This is a genomic window from Pseudomonas sp. 1 R 17 (assembly GCF_900067035.1).
In the GTDB taxonomy this organism is placed as follows: domain Bacteria; phylum Pseudomonadota; class Gammaproteobacteria; order Pseudomonadales; family Pseudomonadaceae; genus Aquipseudomonas; species Aquipseudomonas marginalis.
This window is the reverse complement of the sequence record NZ_FKLB01000034.1, coordinates 138175-154739: the sequence shown is the minus strand read 5'-3', so window position 1 is coordinate 154739 and position 16565 is coordinate 138175. Positions and strand designations below refer to the sequence as shown.

Annotated in this window: 13 protein-coding genes, 4 tRNA genes and 1 pseudogene; 7 read left to right on the top strand and 11 right to left on the bottom strand. The window is 60.6% G+C overall.

Annotation, left to right across the window (positions count from 1 at the left end; genetic code table 11):
- Window positions 1-8: 8 nt before the first annotated feature.
- Window positions 9-668: a transglutaminase-like domain-containing protein gene (locus BFP99_RS11405; RefSeq protein WP_065947282.1), complete on the bottom strand. Its 660-nt coding sequence runs from the start codon at window positions 666-668 to the stop codon at window positions 9-11.
- A gap of 191 nt (window positions 669-859) precedes the next feature.
- Between BFP99_RS11405 and BFP99_RS11400 the strand changes: the two genes are divergently transcribed.
- Both BFP99_RS11400 and BFP99_RS11395 read left to right on the top strand, forming a co-directional pair.
- Window positions 860-3307 carry an acyl-CoA dehydrogenase gene (locus tag BFP99_RS11400; protein WP_065924518.1) on the top strand — a complete coding sequence of 816 codons (2448 nt, stop codon included), beginning with the start codon at window positions 860-862 and terminating at the stop codon, window positions 3305-3307.
- Between the two features lie 75 nt (window positions 3308-3382).
- Window positions 3383-3790 carry a PA2817 family protein gene (locus BFP99_RS11395; protein ID WP_010567536.1) on the top strand — a complete coding sequence of 136 codons (408 nt, stop codon included), beginning with the start codon at window positions 3383-3385 and terminating at the stop codon, window positions 3788-3790.
- Window positions 3791-3859: 69 nt separating this feature from the next.
- Here the strand turns inward: BFP99_RS11395 and BFP99_RS11390 are convergent, their stop codons facing one another.
- Window positions 3860-4792 (bottom strand): LysR family transcriptional regulator, encoded by a 933-nt coding sequence (locus BFP99_RS11390; RefSeq protein ID WP_065924554.1) that lies wholly within the window; start codon window positions 4790-4792, stop codon window positions 3860-3862.
- Between the two features lie 89 nt (window positions 4793-4881).
- Here BFP99_RS11390 and BFP99_RS11385 point away from each other — a divergent pair, with 89 nt between their 5' ends.
- Together BFP99_RS11385 and BFP99_RS11380 are read left to right on the top strand one after the other, a co-directional pair.
- On the top strand, window positions 4882-5508 hold the full coding sequence (locus BFP99_RS11385; RefSeq protein ID WP_065924517.1) for a hypothetical protein: 627 nt from the start codon (window positions 4882-4884) through the stop codon (window positions 5506-5508).
- Window positions 5509-5653: 145 nt separating this feature from the next.
- A complete protein-coding gene (locus BFP99_RS11380; RefSeq protein ID WP_065924553.1) occupies window positions 5654-7393 on the top strand; it encodes a dipeptidase in 1740 nt (579 codons plus the stop codon).
- Between the two features lie 64 nt (window positions 7394-7457).
- Here BFP99_RS11380 and BFP99_RS11375 read toward each other — a convergent pair whose 3' ends face one another.
- The 5 genes from BFP99_RS11375 to BFP99_RS11355 form a co-directional block, all read right to left on the bottom strand.
- Window positions 7458-8195 (bottom strand): hypothetical protein, encoded by a 738-nt coding sequence (locus tag BFP99_RS11375; protein ID WP_065924516.1) that lies wholly within the window; start codon window positions 8193-8195, stop codon window positions 7458-7460.
- Between the two features lie 144 nt (window positions 8196-8339).
- Window positions 8340-8415, bottom strand: a tRNA-Gly gene (locus BFP99_RS11370).
- Between the two features lie 3 nt (window positions 8416-8418).
- Window positions 8419-8494, bottom strand: a tRNA-Glu gene (locus BFP99_RS11365).
- Window positions 8495-8599: 105 nt separating this feature from the next.
- Window positions 8600-8675 (bottom strand) — tRNA-Gly (locus BFP99_RS11360).
- A gap of 3 nt (window positions 8676-8678) precedes the next feature.
- Window positions 8679-8754, bottom strand: a tRNA-Glu gene (locus tag BFP99_RS11355).
- A 359-nt stretch (window positions 8755-9113) separates the two neighbouring features.
- Here BFP99_RS11355 and BFP99_RS11350 point away from each other — a divergent pair.
- Window positions 9114-9884, top strand: a complete 771-nt coding sequence (locus tag BFP99_RS11350) for a hypothetical protein (RefSeq protein WP_027607090.1) — start codon at window positions 9114-9116, stop codon at window positions 9882-9884.
- 126 nt (window positions 9885-10010) lie between these two features.
- A complete protein-coding gene (locus tag BFP99_RS11345; protein ID WP_065924515.1) occupies window positions 10011-10823 on the top strand; it encodes an alpha/beta fold hydrolase in 813 nt (270 codons plus the stop codon).
- A 36-nt stretch (window positions 10824-10859) separates the two neighbouring features.
- Here the strand turns inward: BFP99_RS11345 and BFP99_RS34070 are convergent, their stop codons facing one another.
- From BFP99_RS34070 to BFP99_RS11330, 4 genes and pseudogenes are all read right to left on the bottom strand, one after another.
- A complete protein-coding gene (locus tag BFP99_RS34070) occupies window positions 10860-11702 on the bottom strand; it encodes a methyl-accepting chemotaxis protein (RefSeq protein WP_370671245.1) in 843 nt (280 codons plus the stop codon).
- Window positions 11703-11720: 18 nt separating this feature from the next.
- Window positions 11721-11918: pseudogene (locus BFP99_RS34065) on the bottom strand (HAMP domain-containing protein); the annotation flags it as partial.
- Window positions 11919-12942: 1024 nt separating this feature from the next.
- The gene (locus BFP99_RS11335) at window positions 12943-14355 is read right to left on the bottom strand and encodes an aminotransferase-like domain-containing protein (RefSeq protein ID WP_065924513.1); all 1413 of its coding nucleotides are present in this window, start codon (window positions 14353-14355) and stop codon (window positions 12943-12945) included.
- A 202-nt stretch (window positions 14356-14557) separates the two neighbouring features.
- The gene (locus BFP99_RS11330; protein ID WP_065924512.1) at window positions 14558-15319 is read right to left on the bottom strand and encodes an SDR family oxidoreductase; all 762 of its coding nucleotides are present in this window, start codon (window positions 15317-15319) and stop codon (window positions 14558-14560) included.
- A 228-nt stretch (window positions 15320-15547) separates the two neighbouring features.
- Here BFP99_RS11330 and BFP99_RS11325 point away from each other — a divergent pair, with 228 nt between their 5' ends.
- The gene (locus tag BFP99_RS11325) at window positions 15548-16555 is read left to right on the top strand and encodes an NADP-dependent oxidoreductase (protein ID WP_065947280.1); all 1008 of its coding nucleotides are present in this window, start codon (window positions 15548-15550) and stop codon (window positions 16553-16555) included.
- Window positions 16556-16565 lie beyond the last annotated feature (10 nt).

Sequence of the window (16565 nt, the reverse complement as noted above, 5' to 3'; positions counted from 1 at the left end):
ACGCCGGTTCACCCGCGGCTCAAATCGCTCGGCAAGTCGCCCGACAAGATCGGCATCTGTTCAGCAAACAGGTGTGGGTAACATTTCTCCAGATGGGCGAAGAAGAAATCCTCGGGCACATCGGGAAACTGCCCATGGTCCACCACGTACTCCATCGAGCGCCGCCCCTGGCGGTTGAATGCATGGAATACGCTGTCGCTGATCCCGTCGAAGTCCAGTGGTGGTACGTCGAACACCTCACAGAGTTGGCGGTTGAACGCCGGCGTCGCCTTGACCCAGCGGCCGTCCAGGTAAAGCTCGGTGTAGCCATGCATGGCAAACACATCGCTTTTGAGCAACGCGATCAGGCGCGGTGTCGACAGGTGATTGCGCACATCCGCAAGACCGATGCGCGCCGGGATGCCGCAGTGACGGGCGCAGGCGGCGAGCAAGGTGGCCTTGGGCACGCAATAGCTTTCGCCGGCGGCCAGGGCGAAGCTGGCATTCAAGGTGGCGGGATCGCGGCTGAAGGTGTAGGGGTTATAGCGAATCGCCTCACGCACGGCGTAATAGAGACTGACCGCCTGGTCACGTAAATTCGCGCTGGAGCCGCGGTGTTTTTCGGCGAACTCCACCACCGCAGGGTGGTCACTATCGATGAAGCGGCTGGGACTCAGATACGTATCCATGAGCTTGATCTCCGAAGGAAGCCTGGAGTTTAACGACAGGTCCGCCACGGAGATAACGACGATTCGGCCAAATGTCGGCGCCTGATGCCAGGTGTTCCCAGTACAACTTGTAACACCCTGATCACCCCGCTTGTTCGGATGCCGACTAAGCTCCCTGGTGGTTTCGCCCCTGGTTTCACGGAGGATTGAATATGCTGTTGTTGTGGATACTGGTTCTGGTGGTCGGCATTGCCTACCTGGCACATCGCCGCGTCGCCCCCCTGCCCGCCCTGGGCGTGGTCGCCGTTTACCTGCTGGCGATGGGCGCCTGGAGCCATGCACCGGGTTGGCTGCTGCTGATTTTCTGGGTATTGATCGCTGTGGTGGCCGCGCCCTTGCTGCTGCCGGACCTGCGCCGCCAATACTTCACCAAGCCGCTGTTCAGCTGGTTCCAGAAAGTCTTGCCGCCGATGTCCGAGACCGAGCGCGACGCCATCGACGCCGGCACCGTGTGGTGGGACGGCGAACTGTTCAGCGGTCGTCCCGACTGGGACAAGCTGCTGGCCTACCCCAAGGTGCAACTGACCGAGGAAGAACAGGCCTTTATCGACGGCCCCACCGAAGAACTCTGCGCCATGGTCAGCGACTGGGAAATCGGCCAGGCCATGGACCTGCCGCCGGCCGCGTGGGAGCACATCAAGACCCACGGTTTCTTCGCCCTGATCATTCCCAAGGAATATGGCGGCAAGGGCTTCTCCGCTTATGCCCACTCCCAGGTCGCGATGAAACTCGCCACCCGCAGCGGCGACCTGGCCTCCACAGTGATGGTGCCCAACTCCCTCGGCCCGGCCGAATTGCTGTTGCATTACGGCACCGACGAACAACGCAACCACTACCTGCCACGCCTGGCGCGTGGCGATGACATCCCCTGCTTCGCCCTCACCGGCCCGCTGGCGGGCTCCGATGCCGGCGCCATGCCTGACACGGGGGTGATCTGCAAAGGCGAATGGGAAGGCAAGGAAACCCTCGGCCTGCGCCTGAACTGGGAAAAACGCTACATCACCCTTGGCCCGGTCGCGACCCTGCTGGGCCTGGCCTTCAAGGCCCACGATCCAGACCACCTGCTGGGTGAAGAAGAAGACCTGGGCATCAGCCTCGCACTGATCCCTACCGACACCCCCGGTGTGGAAATCGGCCGTCGCCACCTGCCCCTCGGCGCCGCGTTCATGAACGGTCCGAACTCCGGCAAGGACGTGTTCATCCCCTTGGAATACCTCATCGGCGGCCAGGAAATGCTCGGCAAAGGCTGGATGATGCTGATGAACTGCCTGTCGGTCGGCCGTTCGATCTCCCTGCCCGCCGTGGGTACCGGCGCCGCCAAGTTCACCAGCCTGGTCACCGGCCAGTACGCCCAGGTGCGCGAGCAGTTCAACGTACCGCTGTCAGCCTTCGAAGGTATCCAGGAAGCCCTGGCGCGCATCGGCGGCAACGCCTGGCTGATGGACAGCGCACGCATGCTCACCGCCAATGCCGTGGACCTTGGGGAAAAACCCTCGGTGCTGTCGGCGATCCTCAAGTACCACCTGACCGAACGCGGCCGTGAGTGCATCAGCCACGCCATGGACGTACACGGCGGCAAGGGCATCATCATGGGCCCGAACAACTACCTGGGCCGCAGCTGGCAGGGCGCGCCGATCTTCATCACCGTGGAAGGCGCGAACATCCTCTCGCGCAACCTGATGATCTTCGGCCAGGGTGCCATCCGCTGCCATCCGTTCGTGCTCAAGGAAATGGCGCTGGCCGGGCGTGAGGACCACGATCAGGCGCTGAAGGAGTTCGACGGGCTGCTGATGCAACACATTGGTTTTGCCGTGAGCAATGCCGCCAGCACCCTGGTGCTGAACCTCGGCGTGGGGCACTTCGAGAAAGCCCCGGGCAACCGTTTGAGCCAGGGTTATTTCCGCGCATTGAACCGCCAGGCTGCCGCGTTCGCGCTGCTGGCGGACCTGAGCATGATGCTGCTGGGTGGCGAGTTGAAACGCCGCGAACGCCTGTCGGCACGCCTCGGTGACGTGCTAAGCCATATGTACCTGGCGTCGGCGGCACTCAAGCGTTACCACGACCTGGATTCGCCGGATCACTTGGAACCGCTGTTCGCCTGGGCCATGGAAGAAAGCCTCGGCGAGTCCGAGCGTGCGTTGGATGAGCTGCTGAGCAACTTCCCGAATAAAGTGCTGGGCTGCCTGCTGCGGGTGATTGTATTCCCGTTCGGACGTCGTCATACCGGTCCGTCCGATGCGCTGGATGCCGAAGTGGCCGCAGTGATTGGCCGCGCCAAAGGCGACCCGACCCTGGAAGAATTGCTGGCCGGCTGCTACCGCCCACAATCGGCAGAAGATCCAGTGGGCGCTCTGCAACACGCCTACGATCTATTGGGTGCCAGCCATCCATTGCAGAAAAAACTGCACACCGCGCTCAAAAGTGGCCAGGTCAAACCCGCTGCCGGCGAACATGCGATCGATGCCGCCCTGCACGCCGGTGTGCTGCAACCGGCGGAAGCGCAGAGCTTGCGCGACGCCGAAGCGGCACGGCGCAAGGTGATCGACGTGGATGATTTCAGCAAGGAAGAGCTGGTACACGCTGAAGGTAAAGTCCGCTGAGTCCGGCGGTCATATAAAAACGGGCGCGAGAGGCATATACTCTCGCGCCCGTTTTTGCTTTAGAGGACTTATCTCGTGTCCAACGTCGTTGCCGATCATCTCGTCTTGCTCGACCACCTGCGCAGCATCCTGGTTGCCGTCGGCGAAGCCGAACAGGTGCCCGAGGAAAGCCACACCCTGTTCCTGGAGCGCTTCGACGAACTGCGCGCCCTGCTGCCGATCGACCCGATCGAAAGCCAGTACCTGGGCCAGGACCTGATGAGCCAGGTCATCCTGCGCTACCCGCAGATCGCCCACCTGGTCCCGCGCGACCTGCTGTGGTTCTTCGGCGGCGATTGCCTGCACTTCATGCCCGACGAAGAACTGGACCTGTACCAGGCCCTGGAAGAGCGTCGCTTTGAAGCCGAACAAAACGACGAACCCTTCGACTGGAACCAGGAAAAGCAACTGCTGGCCATGCCGCAGGACCAAAGCAAACACTGATTGTTCAAGACACTGCATAACTGAATGCGGGAGGGAGCAAGCCCTCCTCCCACATTTTCGACCGTGCGCCTATCGCCGGCGCAATGTCGGCTCCCTCGCCATGCACTCCACCAGATAATCGATAAACACCCGAAGCTTCGGCGGCAGGTAACGCGTGGGCGAATGCAACAACCACGCTTCGCCATGGTAGGACGCAATAAAGTCCCACCCGGGCAGCACCTGTACCAACCGCCCCTCCTCCAACGCATGCCGCGCGGTGAAATACGGCAAGCTGCCAATTCCCACGTGCTGCAACACCGCATCCAGCCGAACGCCGGTGTGGTTCGCCGCATAACGTCCACGCACGCCGACCGTCACCGCCTTGCCGCCCTGGCGGAATTTCCAGCGTGAATCCCCCGGGGTTTCACCGAGATAGATGCAACTGTGCGCCAGCAAATCATGGGGATGCTCCGGCGCACCATGCTCGGCTAGATACTGCGGCGTGGCACAGAGTAAATGCTCAATCGGCAATAACTGCCGCCCCACCAGGCCCGGCGGCGGGCTGTCGGTGATGCGGATGCTGAGGTCGACATTGTCATCGATCAGGTCCACATGCCGGTCCTCGAGGATCAATTGCACATCCACCCTGGGATAACGCCGCAGGAACTCCGGCATATGCGGGTGCACCACAAACCGCCCCACCGCCTTCGGCACACTGACCCGCACCAGGCCCTCGGCCTCGTGGGTGAACTGGCCGCTGATTTCCATCACTGAGCGCGCCGCGCTGACCATTTCCTGGCAGCGCTTGAAAACCTCCTCACCGGCTTCACTCAGGCGCAATTTGCGCGTGGTGCGTTGCAGCAAACGGGTGGACAGGGCCTTTTCCAGGCGCGAAATACTGCGGCTTACCGCCGACGGCGAAACGCTCAACTGCCGCGCCGCTTCGGAGAAGCTGCCGGTCTCTACTACCTTGACGAAAATCGCCATTTCGCCCAGCAGCGGCAAAGGAAGATTGATGCTCATGACGCACAGGTCCATTGATATTTGAGCGGATTATCACCTATCCAGGCACTATTTATACTGCCCGCAGAACCCTGATGCGGATGTAGAAAATGACCGAGCGCCTGTTTTTCACCCATGACCACCTGACCGCCGAGCTTGAAGTACTCAGTTGCACCCCCTGCGAGGGCCAGTTTGCGGTCGTTTTGCAGTCGACGATTTTCCATCCCCAAGGCGGTGGCCAGCCGTTCGATACCGGCTGGCTGGGCGACAGCCAGGTGCTGCGAGTCACCCAGGAAACCGATCGCGTGGTGCACTATGTCAACCAACCGGTGGAACCGGGCCCCATCACCGCGCGGGTCGACGAACCACGCCGCGCCCTGCACACCCGCCTGCACTCCGCCGGGCATTTGATCGGCAACGCTGGCGAAACCCTGGGTTGGATGCCGATCAAGGCGCACCACTGGCCAGGTGAAGGCAAGATCACTTTTATCCGTGGCGAAACCGCGCAAGCCATGGACGCCGAGATCATTCAACAGCAGATCAACCAATGGATCGCCGCCGACTACCCGCGCCATATGGCCCTGGACGACGGCACCCGCGAAGTGGGCTTCGGTGATCTGCCCACCTACGCTTGCGGCGGTACCCATGTGCAAACGCTGGGCGAGTTGGGTCAGGTAACGATCCTGGCGCTTTCGGAGAAAAAGGGTGCGTTGTCGGTGCGTTACAGCCTGGACTAGAGAGCAGAGTCGGGTGCTATCGAGTTTTTAGATAAGCCTCCCAGTGGTCTCCCGGGCACACCTTGGCAGTGGTAGTGTGTCGAAATATTTCTGACCTATTGATCAGGAATCCCCCATTTCCCTTTGCAAAGGAATGCCCCTGACCATGCACTTTCGACTCAAGCAATTAGCGGCTGCCACCCTGTTCGCGGCCGGCCTTTCGGTGATGACCACACCTGCCTTTGCCAACATCACCCCAGAGCAAAGCACGGCGATCCTGACGAGCTTCAGCGAAACGTCGGTCACGGATTTCCGTGGTTTCCTCGGCACCCTGGCCAAAGGCGACCTGGGCAAGGCCAACGACGTAGGCCCGGCGATCGGTGCCTTCCTCGATAACAAAACCCTGACCGCCGACCAGCAGAACGAAATCCATCGCCTTTTGGGTATTTACACCCGAGTGAAATACGGCAAAGCCGCCCTCGATACCTTGCGCGAACTGGTGGAAATTCCGACCTTCAACGTGGACGGCATGCCGCAGTACAAAAATCCGGAATTCATCCGGATTGCCGCCAAGATCCAGGCCCTGGCCAAGACCTTCAACCTGAACTTCCGCAACGTCGACAACCGCGTGTACGAGATTTCCCTGGAAGGCAACGGCGACGAAGTGGTGGGTATCCACGCCCACGCCGACGTGGTGCCGGTGACGCCGGAGAACTGGGTGTTGAAAGACGGCACCAGGCTCGACCCGTTCAAGGTCACGCTGATCGGCGACCGCATGTATGGCCGTGGCACCGAGGATGACAAAAACGGCATCGTGGTGGCGATGTACGCCATGAAGGTGATCAAGGAAGAGAAGTTGCCGCTGGCGCGCAATTTCAAGCTGCTGGTGGACACCACCGAAGAAACTTCCGGCGACGCGATCCCCTATTACTTCGAACGCAACCCGACGCCGCAGTACAACCTGGCGCTGGATGGCGGCTACCCGGTGGTGATTGCCGAAAAAGGTTATGGCACTGTCATGGCCACCTTCCCGCGCCGCAAAGGGGAAGGCCAAGGCGCGGAAATCATCGCGATGACCGGCGGCATGGCCACCAACCAGATTCCCTCGGCCTCGGTTGCCACGTTGATCAGCGACACGCCTGCCGAACTGGCCGCCAGCCTGCAAAAAGCCGGTACGGAGTATGCCAAACGCAACGGCGGTGACTTCGAAGTAACAGCCAAGGTGGTTGGCAAAGAGGTCAAGCTGACAGTGACCGGGGTTTCCGCGCACTCCTCCGAGCCCGAATCCGGTATCAACCCGGTGTCGCGCATGCTGGAGCTGATCCACAGCATCGACGGCAAGATCGCCCTCAAGCACAACCACATCACCGACGCGGCCCGTTATGCCTCGGACAACTGGGGTCTGGATTATCTGGGCGGCAAATTGGGCGTGGGTTTCTCCGATGATTTCATGGGGCCGCTGACCACCTCGCTGACCTTTGTCGGCCTGGATGACAAAGCCTTCAAGCTGGCGGTGAACCTGCGTGTACCAAAGGGCAAATCGCCGGAGAAACTGAAAGCCGAGATTTCCGACAAGTTGAGCGCCTGGGACAAGCAAACCAAGGTCAACGTGGACTTCACCTACTCGGTCGCCGAACCGATGTACCGCAACCCGGAAGGTGAGTGGGTGAAGGCCTTGTTGGCCGTGGCCAGCGAAAACCTCGGTATGGAGCACAAATTCGGCACCTCGGCCGGCGCGACGTCCGTGCATGAACTGCCCAATGGCGTGCAATTCGGCCTGGCGCGGCCGGAAGTGAAATACACCGGGCACACCGACAATGAGTTCAAGACGGTCGACCAGTTCTTGCTGGATCTGCAGATCGTCACCGAAATGATGGGGCGTATCGGACAGTTGCCGAAGCTCTGACAGCGATTGAAGTGTGCGCAAAAAAACGCCGATCAGTGATGATCGGCATTTTTACTCAGGTTCTTCATGCGCCCTGGTATCGCTTGCGCTCCTGCTCCCGCTGCAACATGTCCAGGGGTGGGTAGTAGATATACAGGGAAGACTCGATGGCAAACCATGCCGACGCCAACATTACCCCGCCCGCTACCACGACCATGCTGGCCAGAAACAGCCCCGTATCACCCAGTACATGCATGGCCGAGAAAATCAGCGAACCAGTGCCGAATCCAAAATATGGCACCGCCCAATCCACGACGGACAGCACCAAACAACCAAACACCAAGTGCGCGACTTTGTTCATCATCAACCGGTGCTGTTCTCGCAACTGCACATGCCGCTGATACCAGCTAAGCAGGAAATCACTGTTTTCCTTCAGTGCCAGGTCCAGAAGGTCGTTGGCCCACACATAACCGATCCCCCTTGAAGGAGGTGTATAGGCATCACCCAAGAGCTTTGGAAAGGCCATTCGCAACCTTGTGCCGATCCCACGAACGATTTCCGTCAACAGCGGCAGAACGAAAGACACCACCAGCGCAAAAGAGGCCGCGGTGACCGCCAGGAACCCCAAGTCAGCGAGCAATGCATCGCTGCTGGTCGTCCACTCCACCAAGGGCGTCCGGGTACGGATTAGCAAAGCGATATCGAGAAACAGCACAACGCTGACAAAGCGCATTGCCCAATGGAAATCCCATGCTTTTTCCAAGGCGCTGATACCCAATGGGGCGACCTTGGTTTCACCGGACGATTGAGAAGTTTCTGCCATCACGCGTGCTCCTTGAACTCAAACGCCAGACTATATCTCGAACACGCCAGGAACTGAGTCAGGAAGATGACAGGTTCAGGCAGATGAACAAATAACGCACAAACAAAAACGCCGATCATCACTGATCGGCGTTTTTGTTGAATATGGAGCGGGAAACGAGACTCGAACTCGCGACCCCGACCTTGGCAAGGTCGTGCTCTACCAACTGAGCTATTCCCGCAAATGGCGTCCCCTAGGGGACTCGAACCCCTGTTACCGCCGTGAAAGGGCGGTGTCCTAGGCCACTAGACGAAGGGGACACGCTACTGAAACACATGGTGTGTATTTCAGTGCCCAGAGGCCTCGTCCGAAGACTTGGTCCTGGTTTCACTCAGTGCCGCCCGAAAGCCACACTGCTTGTAAATTGGAGCGGGAAACGAGACTCGAACTCGCGACCCCGACCTTGGCAAGGTCGTGCTCTACCAACTGAGCTATTCCCGCATATGGCGTCCCCTAGGGGACTCGAACCCCTGTTACCGCCGTGAAAGGGCGGTGTCCTAGGCCACTAGACGAAGGGGACACACGTACAACATTCACTCCCTACCGCGTTTCGCTGTGTGCTTTACGCTGTAAGTGGCGCGCATTCTATGGATGGATTGAAAGGTCGTCAACCCCCAAGGATAAATTTATTTAAATCAATGACTTCGCCCGTGTTTACCGGCCCGCGCGGGGCATTCTGCCCGTCCAGGCCTTGACGCCTATATTCTGGCGTCCGACAAGGCGCTATAGTTCGTTCCAGCAAGTGATGGCAATGTGCATCTACGCAGGGAGCGGCTACTTATATAGAAGAACTACCTGGGTAACTGGTCGATCAGTCCTATCCGTCGACAAGCCCAGTCACTACACTCCACTGTAAACCCTATCAAAGAGGTCACACCGGTGACACCACTCATGATCACCCTGCTGGTAATTGCCGGGATCGTAATACTGATCGCCATTGGCTACATGAACCACGTGGTGGAAAACAACAAGCTGGAAAAGAAGCGCACCGAGATCGAGCTTAATGATCGCCTGCGCCGTTGCGGTGAGATCACCGAGACCTTCCCTGGCCAACTGATGACCCCGGCGCTCAAGCTGTTATTGGCCCGCCTGGAGCTCAACGTCAATCAGCGCCTGTTGAACCTCAACAAGACCAGTGCACCGCTCAAGGCCCGTATCACCGAGCTGAACACGCTGGTGGCCCAGGGCGAGTCCATCCCGGTGAACAACCCGCCGGCGCCGATCCAGACCGAAGCCAAGGCCAAGGACGTGCGCTTCCTGCTGGAAGCCCTGCATGGCCAGGTCACCCGCGCCGCCCAGGACGGGTTCCTGCCGACCAACGAAGCCAAGCACTGGATCAAGGAAATCCGTCATATCCTGGTGCTGTTGCACATAGAGTTCTTCAACAACCTCGGCCAGCACGCCTTGCAGCAGGGCCAGCCTGGCCAGGCGCGCCTGGCCTTCGAGCGTGGCGTGCAGTACCTGCGCAAGCAGCCTGAACCGGTGCTCTACAGTGCACAGCTGCAATTGCTGGAAGGTCAACTGGCCCGCGCCAACTCGACCGTGCTGGCTAACAGCAAACAGGCGGCGGAGGAAGTCAACGAATTGACCGAAGGCATGAAAGAAGTCGACGCCGATGCCGAGTGGAAAAAGAAAGTCATCTACGACTGATCTGCCCACTCCCCTGGGGTGAGCGGGCTGCCCGCTCGCCCCAACATGCCATCAATTTGCATCTATCGCCCCGCCCCCGACTAGCGTAAAAAAGTGCCCCTCACTCCGTGAAGTCAGAGGCCCGCTATGCCTATCGCCGTCATTGATGGACAACCGCTGCATTACGTCGACCAGGGCACCGGCCCTGTCGTCCTGCTCGGCTCAAGCTACCTGTGGGACCGCGACATGTGGGCCCCGCAGATCGAAGCCCTGTCACAACAGTACCGGGTCATCGTGCCCGAACTGTGGGGCCACGGCGAATCGGGCCAACTCCCCGCCCCCACCCACACCCTCGACGACCTTGCGCGCCAGGTCCTGGCCCTGCTTGACCATTTGGAGATCGCACAGATCAACCTGGCAGGCCTGTCGGTGGGCGGCATGTGGGGCGCACGCCTGGCATTGCAGGCCCCCGAGCGGATCAACAGCCTGGTGCTGATGGACACCTACCTCGGTGCCGAGCCAGAGGCCACGCGCCAGTATTACTTCTCGTTGTTCAAGATGATTGAAGATGCCGGCGCCATTCCTGAGCCGTTGCTGGATGTGATCGCGCCGATCTTCTTTCGCCCCGACATCGACCGCGAATCGGCGCTCTACCAGGATTTTCGCAAGTCACTGCAGGACTTTCCCCGGGAACGCCTGCTGCACAGCATCGTCCCCCTGGGTCGATTGATCTTCAGCCGCGAAGATGTACTGGAGCAACTACCGCGGCTGGACGCCGATACCACCTTGGTGATGTGTGGCGAACAGGACAAGCCTCGGCCACCCGCCGAATCCGAGGAAATGGCCGAACTGATTGGCTGTGCCCTGATCCTGATTCCAGACGCCGGGCATATCTCCAGCCGGGAGAACCCGGATTTCGTCAACGAAGCGCTGCTCACCTTCCTCGCCAACCACGCCTGATCGCCCTCCCTTTTGATCGCCGCCTCGGGGCGACGATCAAAGGCGGAAGTGCCCCACCATCCCCTTGAGCTCCGCCCCCAACTGCGCCAGCTGGATGCTCGACGCCGCATTGCCCTGCATGCTCAACGCCGATTGATCGGCACTCGCACGAATACTGGTGACACTACGGTTGATCTCTTCGGCCACCGAGCTCTGCTCCTCAGCCGCAGCGGCAATCTGCTGGTTCATCTGCTGGATCAACGACACCGCTACCGCAATGCTGCCCAGGGCACTTTCGGTTTCCAGCGCATCGCTGACCGCCAGCTTGACCAGTTCGCCACTTTGCTGGATCTGCTGCACCGATGATTGCGCCGCGCTGCGCAAGGTACTGACCAGCCGCTCGATTTCTTCGGTCGACTGCTGGGTGCGCTTGGCCAGTGCCCGTACTTCATCGGCCACCACCGCAAAACCCCGGCCCTGTTCGCCTGCGCGGGCGGCTTCGATGGCTGCGTTCAGGGCCAGCAGGTTGGTCTGTTCGGCGACGCTTTTGATCACGCTCAGCACGGTGCCGATATTCTGGATTTCGGCACTGAGGCTCTCGATGCTGGTGCTCGCGCGTGTACTGGACGTGGCCAACAATTCGATACGCTGCAAACTCTGGCGCACCACCTGCTGGCCGCTGTCGACTTTTTCATCCGCCGTCTGCGCGGCTTGTGCGGCCTGCTCGGCGTTGCGTGCCACATCGTGCACGGTGGCGGTCATCTGGTTCATCGCGGTAGCGACCTGCTCGGTTTCTTCCTTCTGGCTGCTGACCTCGACATTGGTCTGCTCGGTCACGCTGGACAGCGACTGCGCCGAGCTGGCCAATTGTTCGATACCGGCCTGCAGGCCGCTGACCATCTGGCTAAGGCCGCCGCCCATCTGTTGCATCGCCTGCATCAACTGGCCGATTTCATCACGGCGGCTGACCTCCATGCGCCCGCTCAGATCCCCGGCGGCAATCTGTCGGGCTACCGCGATCACACTGCGCAGCGGCGCGACAATCAAGCGGGTAATCACCCAGGCCGCAATCAACCCCACCAGCAAGGCCAGGGCCGACGAGCCAATGATCAACATCGCGCTTTTCTTCAGTTGCGCCTGCATCGACAGGTCTTCAGCGTCATAGGCCTGGTTGACCCGGCTGACGACTTGGTCAGCTCGATCATGCAGTTGTTTGTAGACGACTTTTTCCTGGGCCAGCAGGCCGGTGTATTCCCCCAGCTTTTCGCTGAAGGCGGCGATATGCCCGGAAACTTCGTTGAGCACCGTCTGATAACCAGGGTCCTTGACCGACGTTTTCAATTGCTCGACCTGGGCCAGGGCCTGGTCGGCCTGCTCGATCTTGCCTTGCTCGGCGTCGTCAGCATCCGCCTTGCGGCTCTGGTCCAGGCGCACATGGGCTTCGTTCATGGCCTGCAACATCAAGCGGGAAACCTGCCTGATCTGGCCTGCCTGCTCGATAAACTCGGCCCCCTCCTTACCTTGGCTTTCCTTGAGGCCATAGGCGCCGTCGTCCGCCAGCCCGGCCTGCAATACATCCAGGTTATTCGCCACGCTGGACACCGACCAACTGGCCATTTCCAGCGCCAGATCCTTGGTCTGCGTCAGCTCGACGAACTCATCGAACGCCTTCCGGTAGGCTGCCAGAGCCTGCTCGACCTCGGCCATCACCGGCACATTCGCCGCAGACTGGGCCTTGAGGCCGGCCGCCTGGGCCGCCAGGGCATCGAGACTTTCATGCAAGGCGTCGACGGCCTTGGGGTCGGCGTGCAGCGCGTAGTCCTGTTCGATCAGGCGCACCTTGAGCAAGCCGCTGTTGAGCGACGACATGGCCTTGAGGCCTTCAAAACGCTGGCCAACGGTTTGCAGGGACCACACGCCGATAGCCGCGACCAACGCCGTCAGCAGCAGCACCAGGGTGAAGCCCAAGCCCAGTTTTTTCGCCATACCCAGGTTGGCGAAACGTCGTTGCACGCCTGAAATCATTGCACTTGAATCCTCTTGCAATGGCGGACGCCATCAAGTCCGATGGACAAGCAACGAGATTCGCAACCAAAAGGCACTGAGCACAAGGCACTGGCGCCACAATAATGGCAAAAAGCTACACACTCGTCGTTTTCAGAATGGTCGAGGTCGATCTGGCGGGCCCCATCGCACGGAACAACGCCAAGGCACGTTGATCAGTAGCATAGGCGACATTAAGGCGTAGCCACTCACTGTGCCCGCCGGTGGGACTGAACAACGCCCCGGGCGACAACAACACCCCCAACTGCCGGGCGCACGCCTGCAACCGCGAAGGCTGCGCCGTCCCCGGGCGTGCCCACAGGAACATACCGCCGGTGGGTACGGCGAACACCTCCCACTCTTCGTCCTCCAGCACTTGCAGGGTCACGGCCATTTCACTGCTCAACCGCTTGCGCAGGCGCTGCACCCACTTGCGATACGTGCCATTGGCCAGCAACGTGGCGACCACCGCTTCAGCAAACCGGGAGGTGCCGAAGCCGCTCAAGGTCTTGAGGCTGGCCAGTTGCGTGATGATTGCGCTGCTGGCGCAGAGGTAGCCCACGCGCAAGGCGCTGCTCAGGGTCTTGGAAAAACTCGCGACGTAGATCACCCGATCATCATGGGGCAATGCAGAAAGCCGCGTGCAACTGGCCTGTTGCAGATCGCCGTAGACATCTTCCTCGATGATCAGGAAGTTCTTGCGGTGTGCCAGTTCCAGCAAGCGCTCGGCCACCAGCCGGCACAGGCTGGTGCCCGTGGGATTGTGATAGAGGCTGTGGATGAACAGGCACTTGGGATGATGGTGCTGCAGCAGCGCTTCAAGCGCCGGGAGGTCGGGGCCGCCTCGGGTACGCGGTACTTCCAGCAGTTGCACGCCCTGGAACGCCAGCTGCCGATAGAGGTTGGCATACCCGGGGGTTTCGACCACCACGCTGTCGCCGGCCTTGAGCAGCGTACGTATCAGCAGGTCCTGGGCATGGCTGGCACCTGCGGTGGTCAGGATGCGCTCCAGGCTGGTGGCGATGTGAATCTGGGTCAGGCGCTTGAGCAGTTGCTCGCGCAGCGCAGGCAGACCCAGAGGGGTGCTGTAGTTGAACAGGCCGGCCGTGTCGGTGCGGGTGACTTCACGAATCGCGTAACTGATGTCATCGCTTTCGCGCCAGGCATCGGGCAACCAGCCACAGCCCAGCTTCAACTCGCCCAACGGATTGTCGGCAAAGGCGCCCCACTCGCGCTCCGCCCCCTCATACCAATTGCCTTCGTGGCAGGCAGCCGGCTGGGCCACCACAAATCCCGAGCCCTGCCGGGGCGCCAGCACCCCTTGGGCGACCATCCGTTCGAATGCTTCGATCACGCTGGATTGGCTGAGCAGGTTATCCAGGGCCAACTGGCGGACGGACGGCAAGCGCGTTCCGGGGCTCACGCCGTCCTTGCGAATCCATTGCACCACTGCACTGACGATTTGCTGCACTACCGGTACAAGGGCCTGTCGATCGATCCCTAAATCCATGAGCCACTCACTTCAACTGTCTGTTATCAACCCGGAGAGTTAAGCACAGAAGCAGCAGGTTGCCGGCCGCATAAATTTATTAAATTATTGATTTTATTGACTTATTTACCTACTGACACATATTCGGTCACAGCGTTTTGCCAGCTTTGGAAAAGCCCCACGCGCGCCCAGACGTTTTCGAACAAGGGGCCGGCGCCAGGTCCTAGATAGCCGTCGCGCCACCGTCCACGGCCAAGGCGTGGCCGGTGGTGAACGCCGCTCCGTCGCTGCACAGGTACAGCACTGCGCTGGCGATTTCCTCCACCTTGCCGATACGCCCGACCGGGTGCATGGCGGCGGCGAATTCGGCCTTGCGGGGGTCGGCTTCATAGGCGCGCCGGAACATATCGGTATCGATCACCGCCGGGCAGACGGCATTGACGCGGATTTTCTTCTTCGCGTATTCGATAGCTGCGGACTTGGTCAGGCCGATCACGGCGTGCTTGGAGGCCGCATAGATACTCATCTTCGGCGCCGCGCCCAACCCCGCCACCGACGCGGTGTTGACGATCGCCCCACCGCCCTGGGCCAGCAGCAGCGGCAACTGGTACTTCATGCACAACCACACACCCTTGACGTTGACGCCCATGATCGCGTCGAACTCATCCAGGCTGCCGTCCGCCAGCCTGCCCTTCTCGATCTCGATGCCGGCGTTATTGAACGCATAGTCCAGGCGACCATAGGCGCCGATGGTCTGTGCCATCAACTGCTGCACATCCGCCTCCTGGGTGACGTTGCAGCGCACGAACAGCGCCTCGCCCCCGGCCTGGTGGATCAGCGCGACCGTACCCTCGCCGCCAGCTACGTCCAGGTCGGCGACCACGACCTTCAAGCCTTCGGCGGCGAACGCCAGCGCAGTGGCGCGACCAATACCGGCGGCGGCGCCAGTCACCAGGGCGACCTGGCCGGAAAACGTCATGCTCATGGAGGATGTCCTATTGGGATTAATGGCAGTGGCACGAGTCTAGCCAACGCCGAGACGCACACGTCAGCACTATCAGAAGTCCGGTTAGTGCTGCATGAGTCATAGTGATAAGGCAACCGGGCTCACTATCAATGGCACCTATCGATGAGCATTCGCACCCTAGGCTGACCTTGCCCCCGGGCCGTCCAAGGTCTATCAATCATGCTTCACTTCTAAAGAGTCCTTGCCATGACCGCCCAGACCAACCGCCAATTCCTGCTCGCCAAACGCCCGGTCGGCGCGGCCACGCGGGAAACCTTCACTTACCAGGTCGTGCCGGTGGGCACGCCCGGGGACGGGCAGGTGCTGGTGCACAACGAATACCTGTCCCTCGACCCGGCCATGCGTGGCTGGATGAATGAAGGCAAGTCCTACATTCCGCCCGTAGGCCTCGGCGAGGTCATGCGCGCGCTGGGTGTAGGCAAGGTGATTGCCTCGAATAACCCGAAATTCGCCGTCGGGGACTACGTGAATGGCGCCCTGGGCGTGCAGGATTACTTCCTGGGCGAACCGCGCGGCTTCTACAAGGTCGACCCCAATCTGGCGCCCCTGCCCCGCTACCTGTCTGCGCTGGGCATGACCGGCATGACCGCCTACTTCGCACTGCTGGACACCGGCGCGCCCAAGGCCGGTGAAACCGTGGTGATCTCCGGCGCGGCCGGTGCCGTGGGCAGCATTGCCGGGCAGATCGCCAAGCTCAAAGGCTGCCGCGTGGTCGGCATTGCCGGCGGCGCCGACAAGTGCAAGTTCCTGGTGGATGAGCTGGGCTTCGACGCCGCCATCGACTACAAGAACGAAGACGTGCCCGCCGCCCTGAAGCGCGAGTGCCCTAAAGGCGTGGATGTGTATTTCGATAACGTCGGCGGCGACATTCTTGACGCGGTGCTCAGTCGGCTGGCGTTGAAAGCCCGCGTGGTGATTTGCGGGGCCATCAGCCAGTACAACAACAAGGAAGCGGTGAAAGGCCCGGCCAACTACCTCTCACTGCTGGTCAACCGCGCAAGGATGGAAGGCTTTGTGGTGATGGATCACGCGGCGAACTTTGCCGCCGCCGGGCAGGAAATGGCCGGCTGGATGGCCCAGGGCAAGCTCAAGAGCAAGGAGGATATCGTCGAGGGGCTGGAGACGTTCCCGGAGACGCTGATGAAGCTGTTCAACGGCGAAAACTTTGGCAAATTGGTGCTCAAGGTCAGCTGATACACGGCAG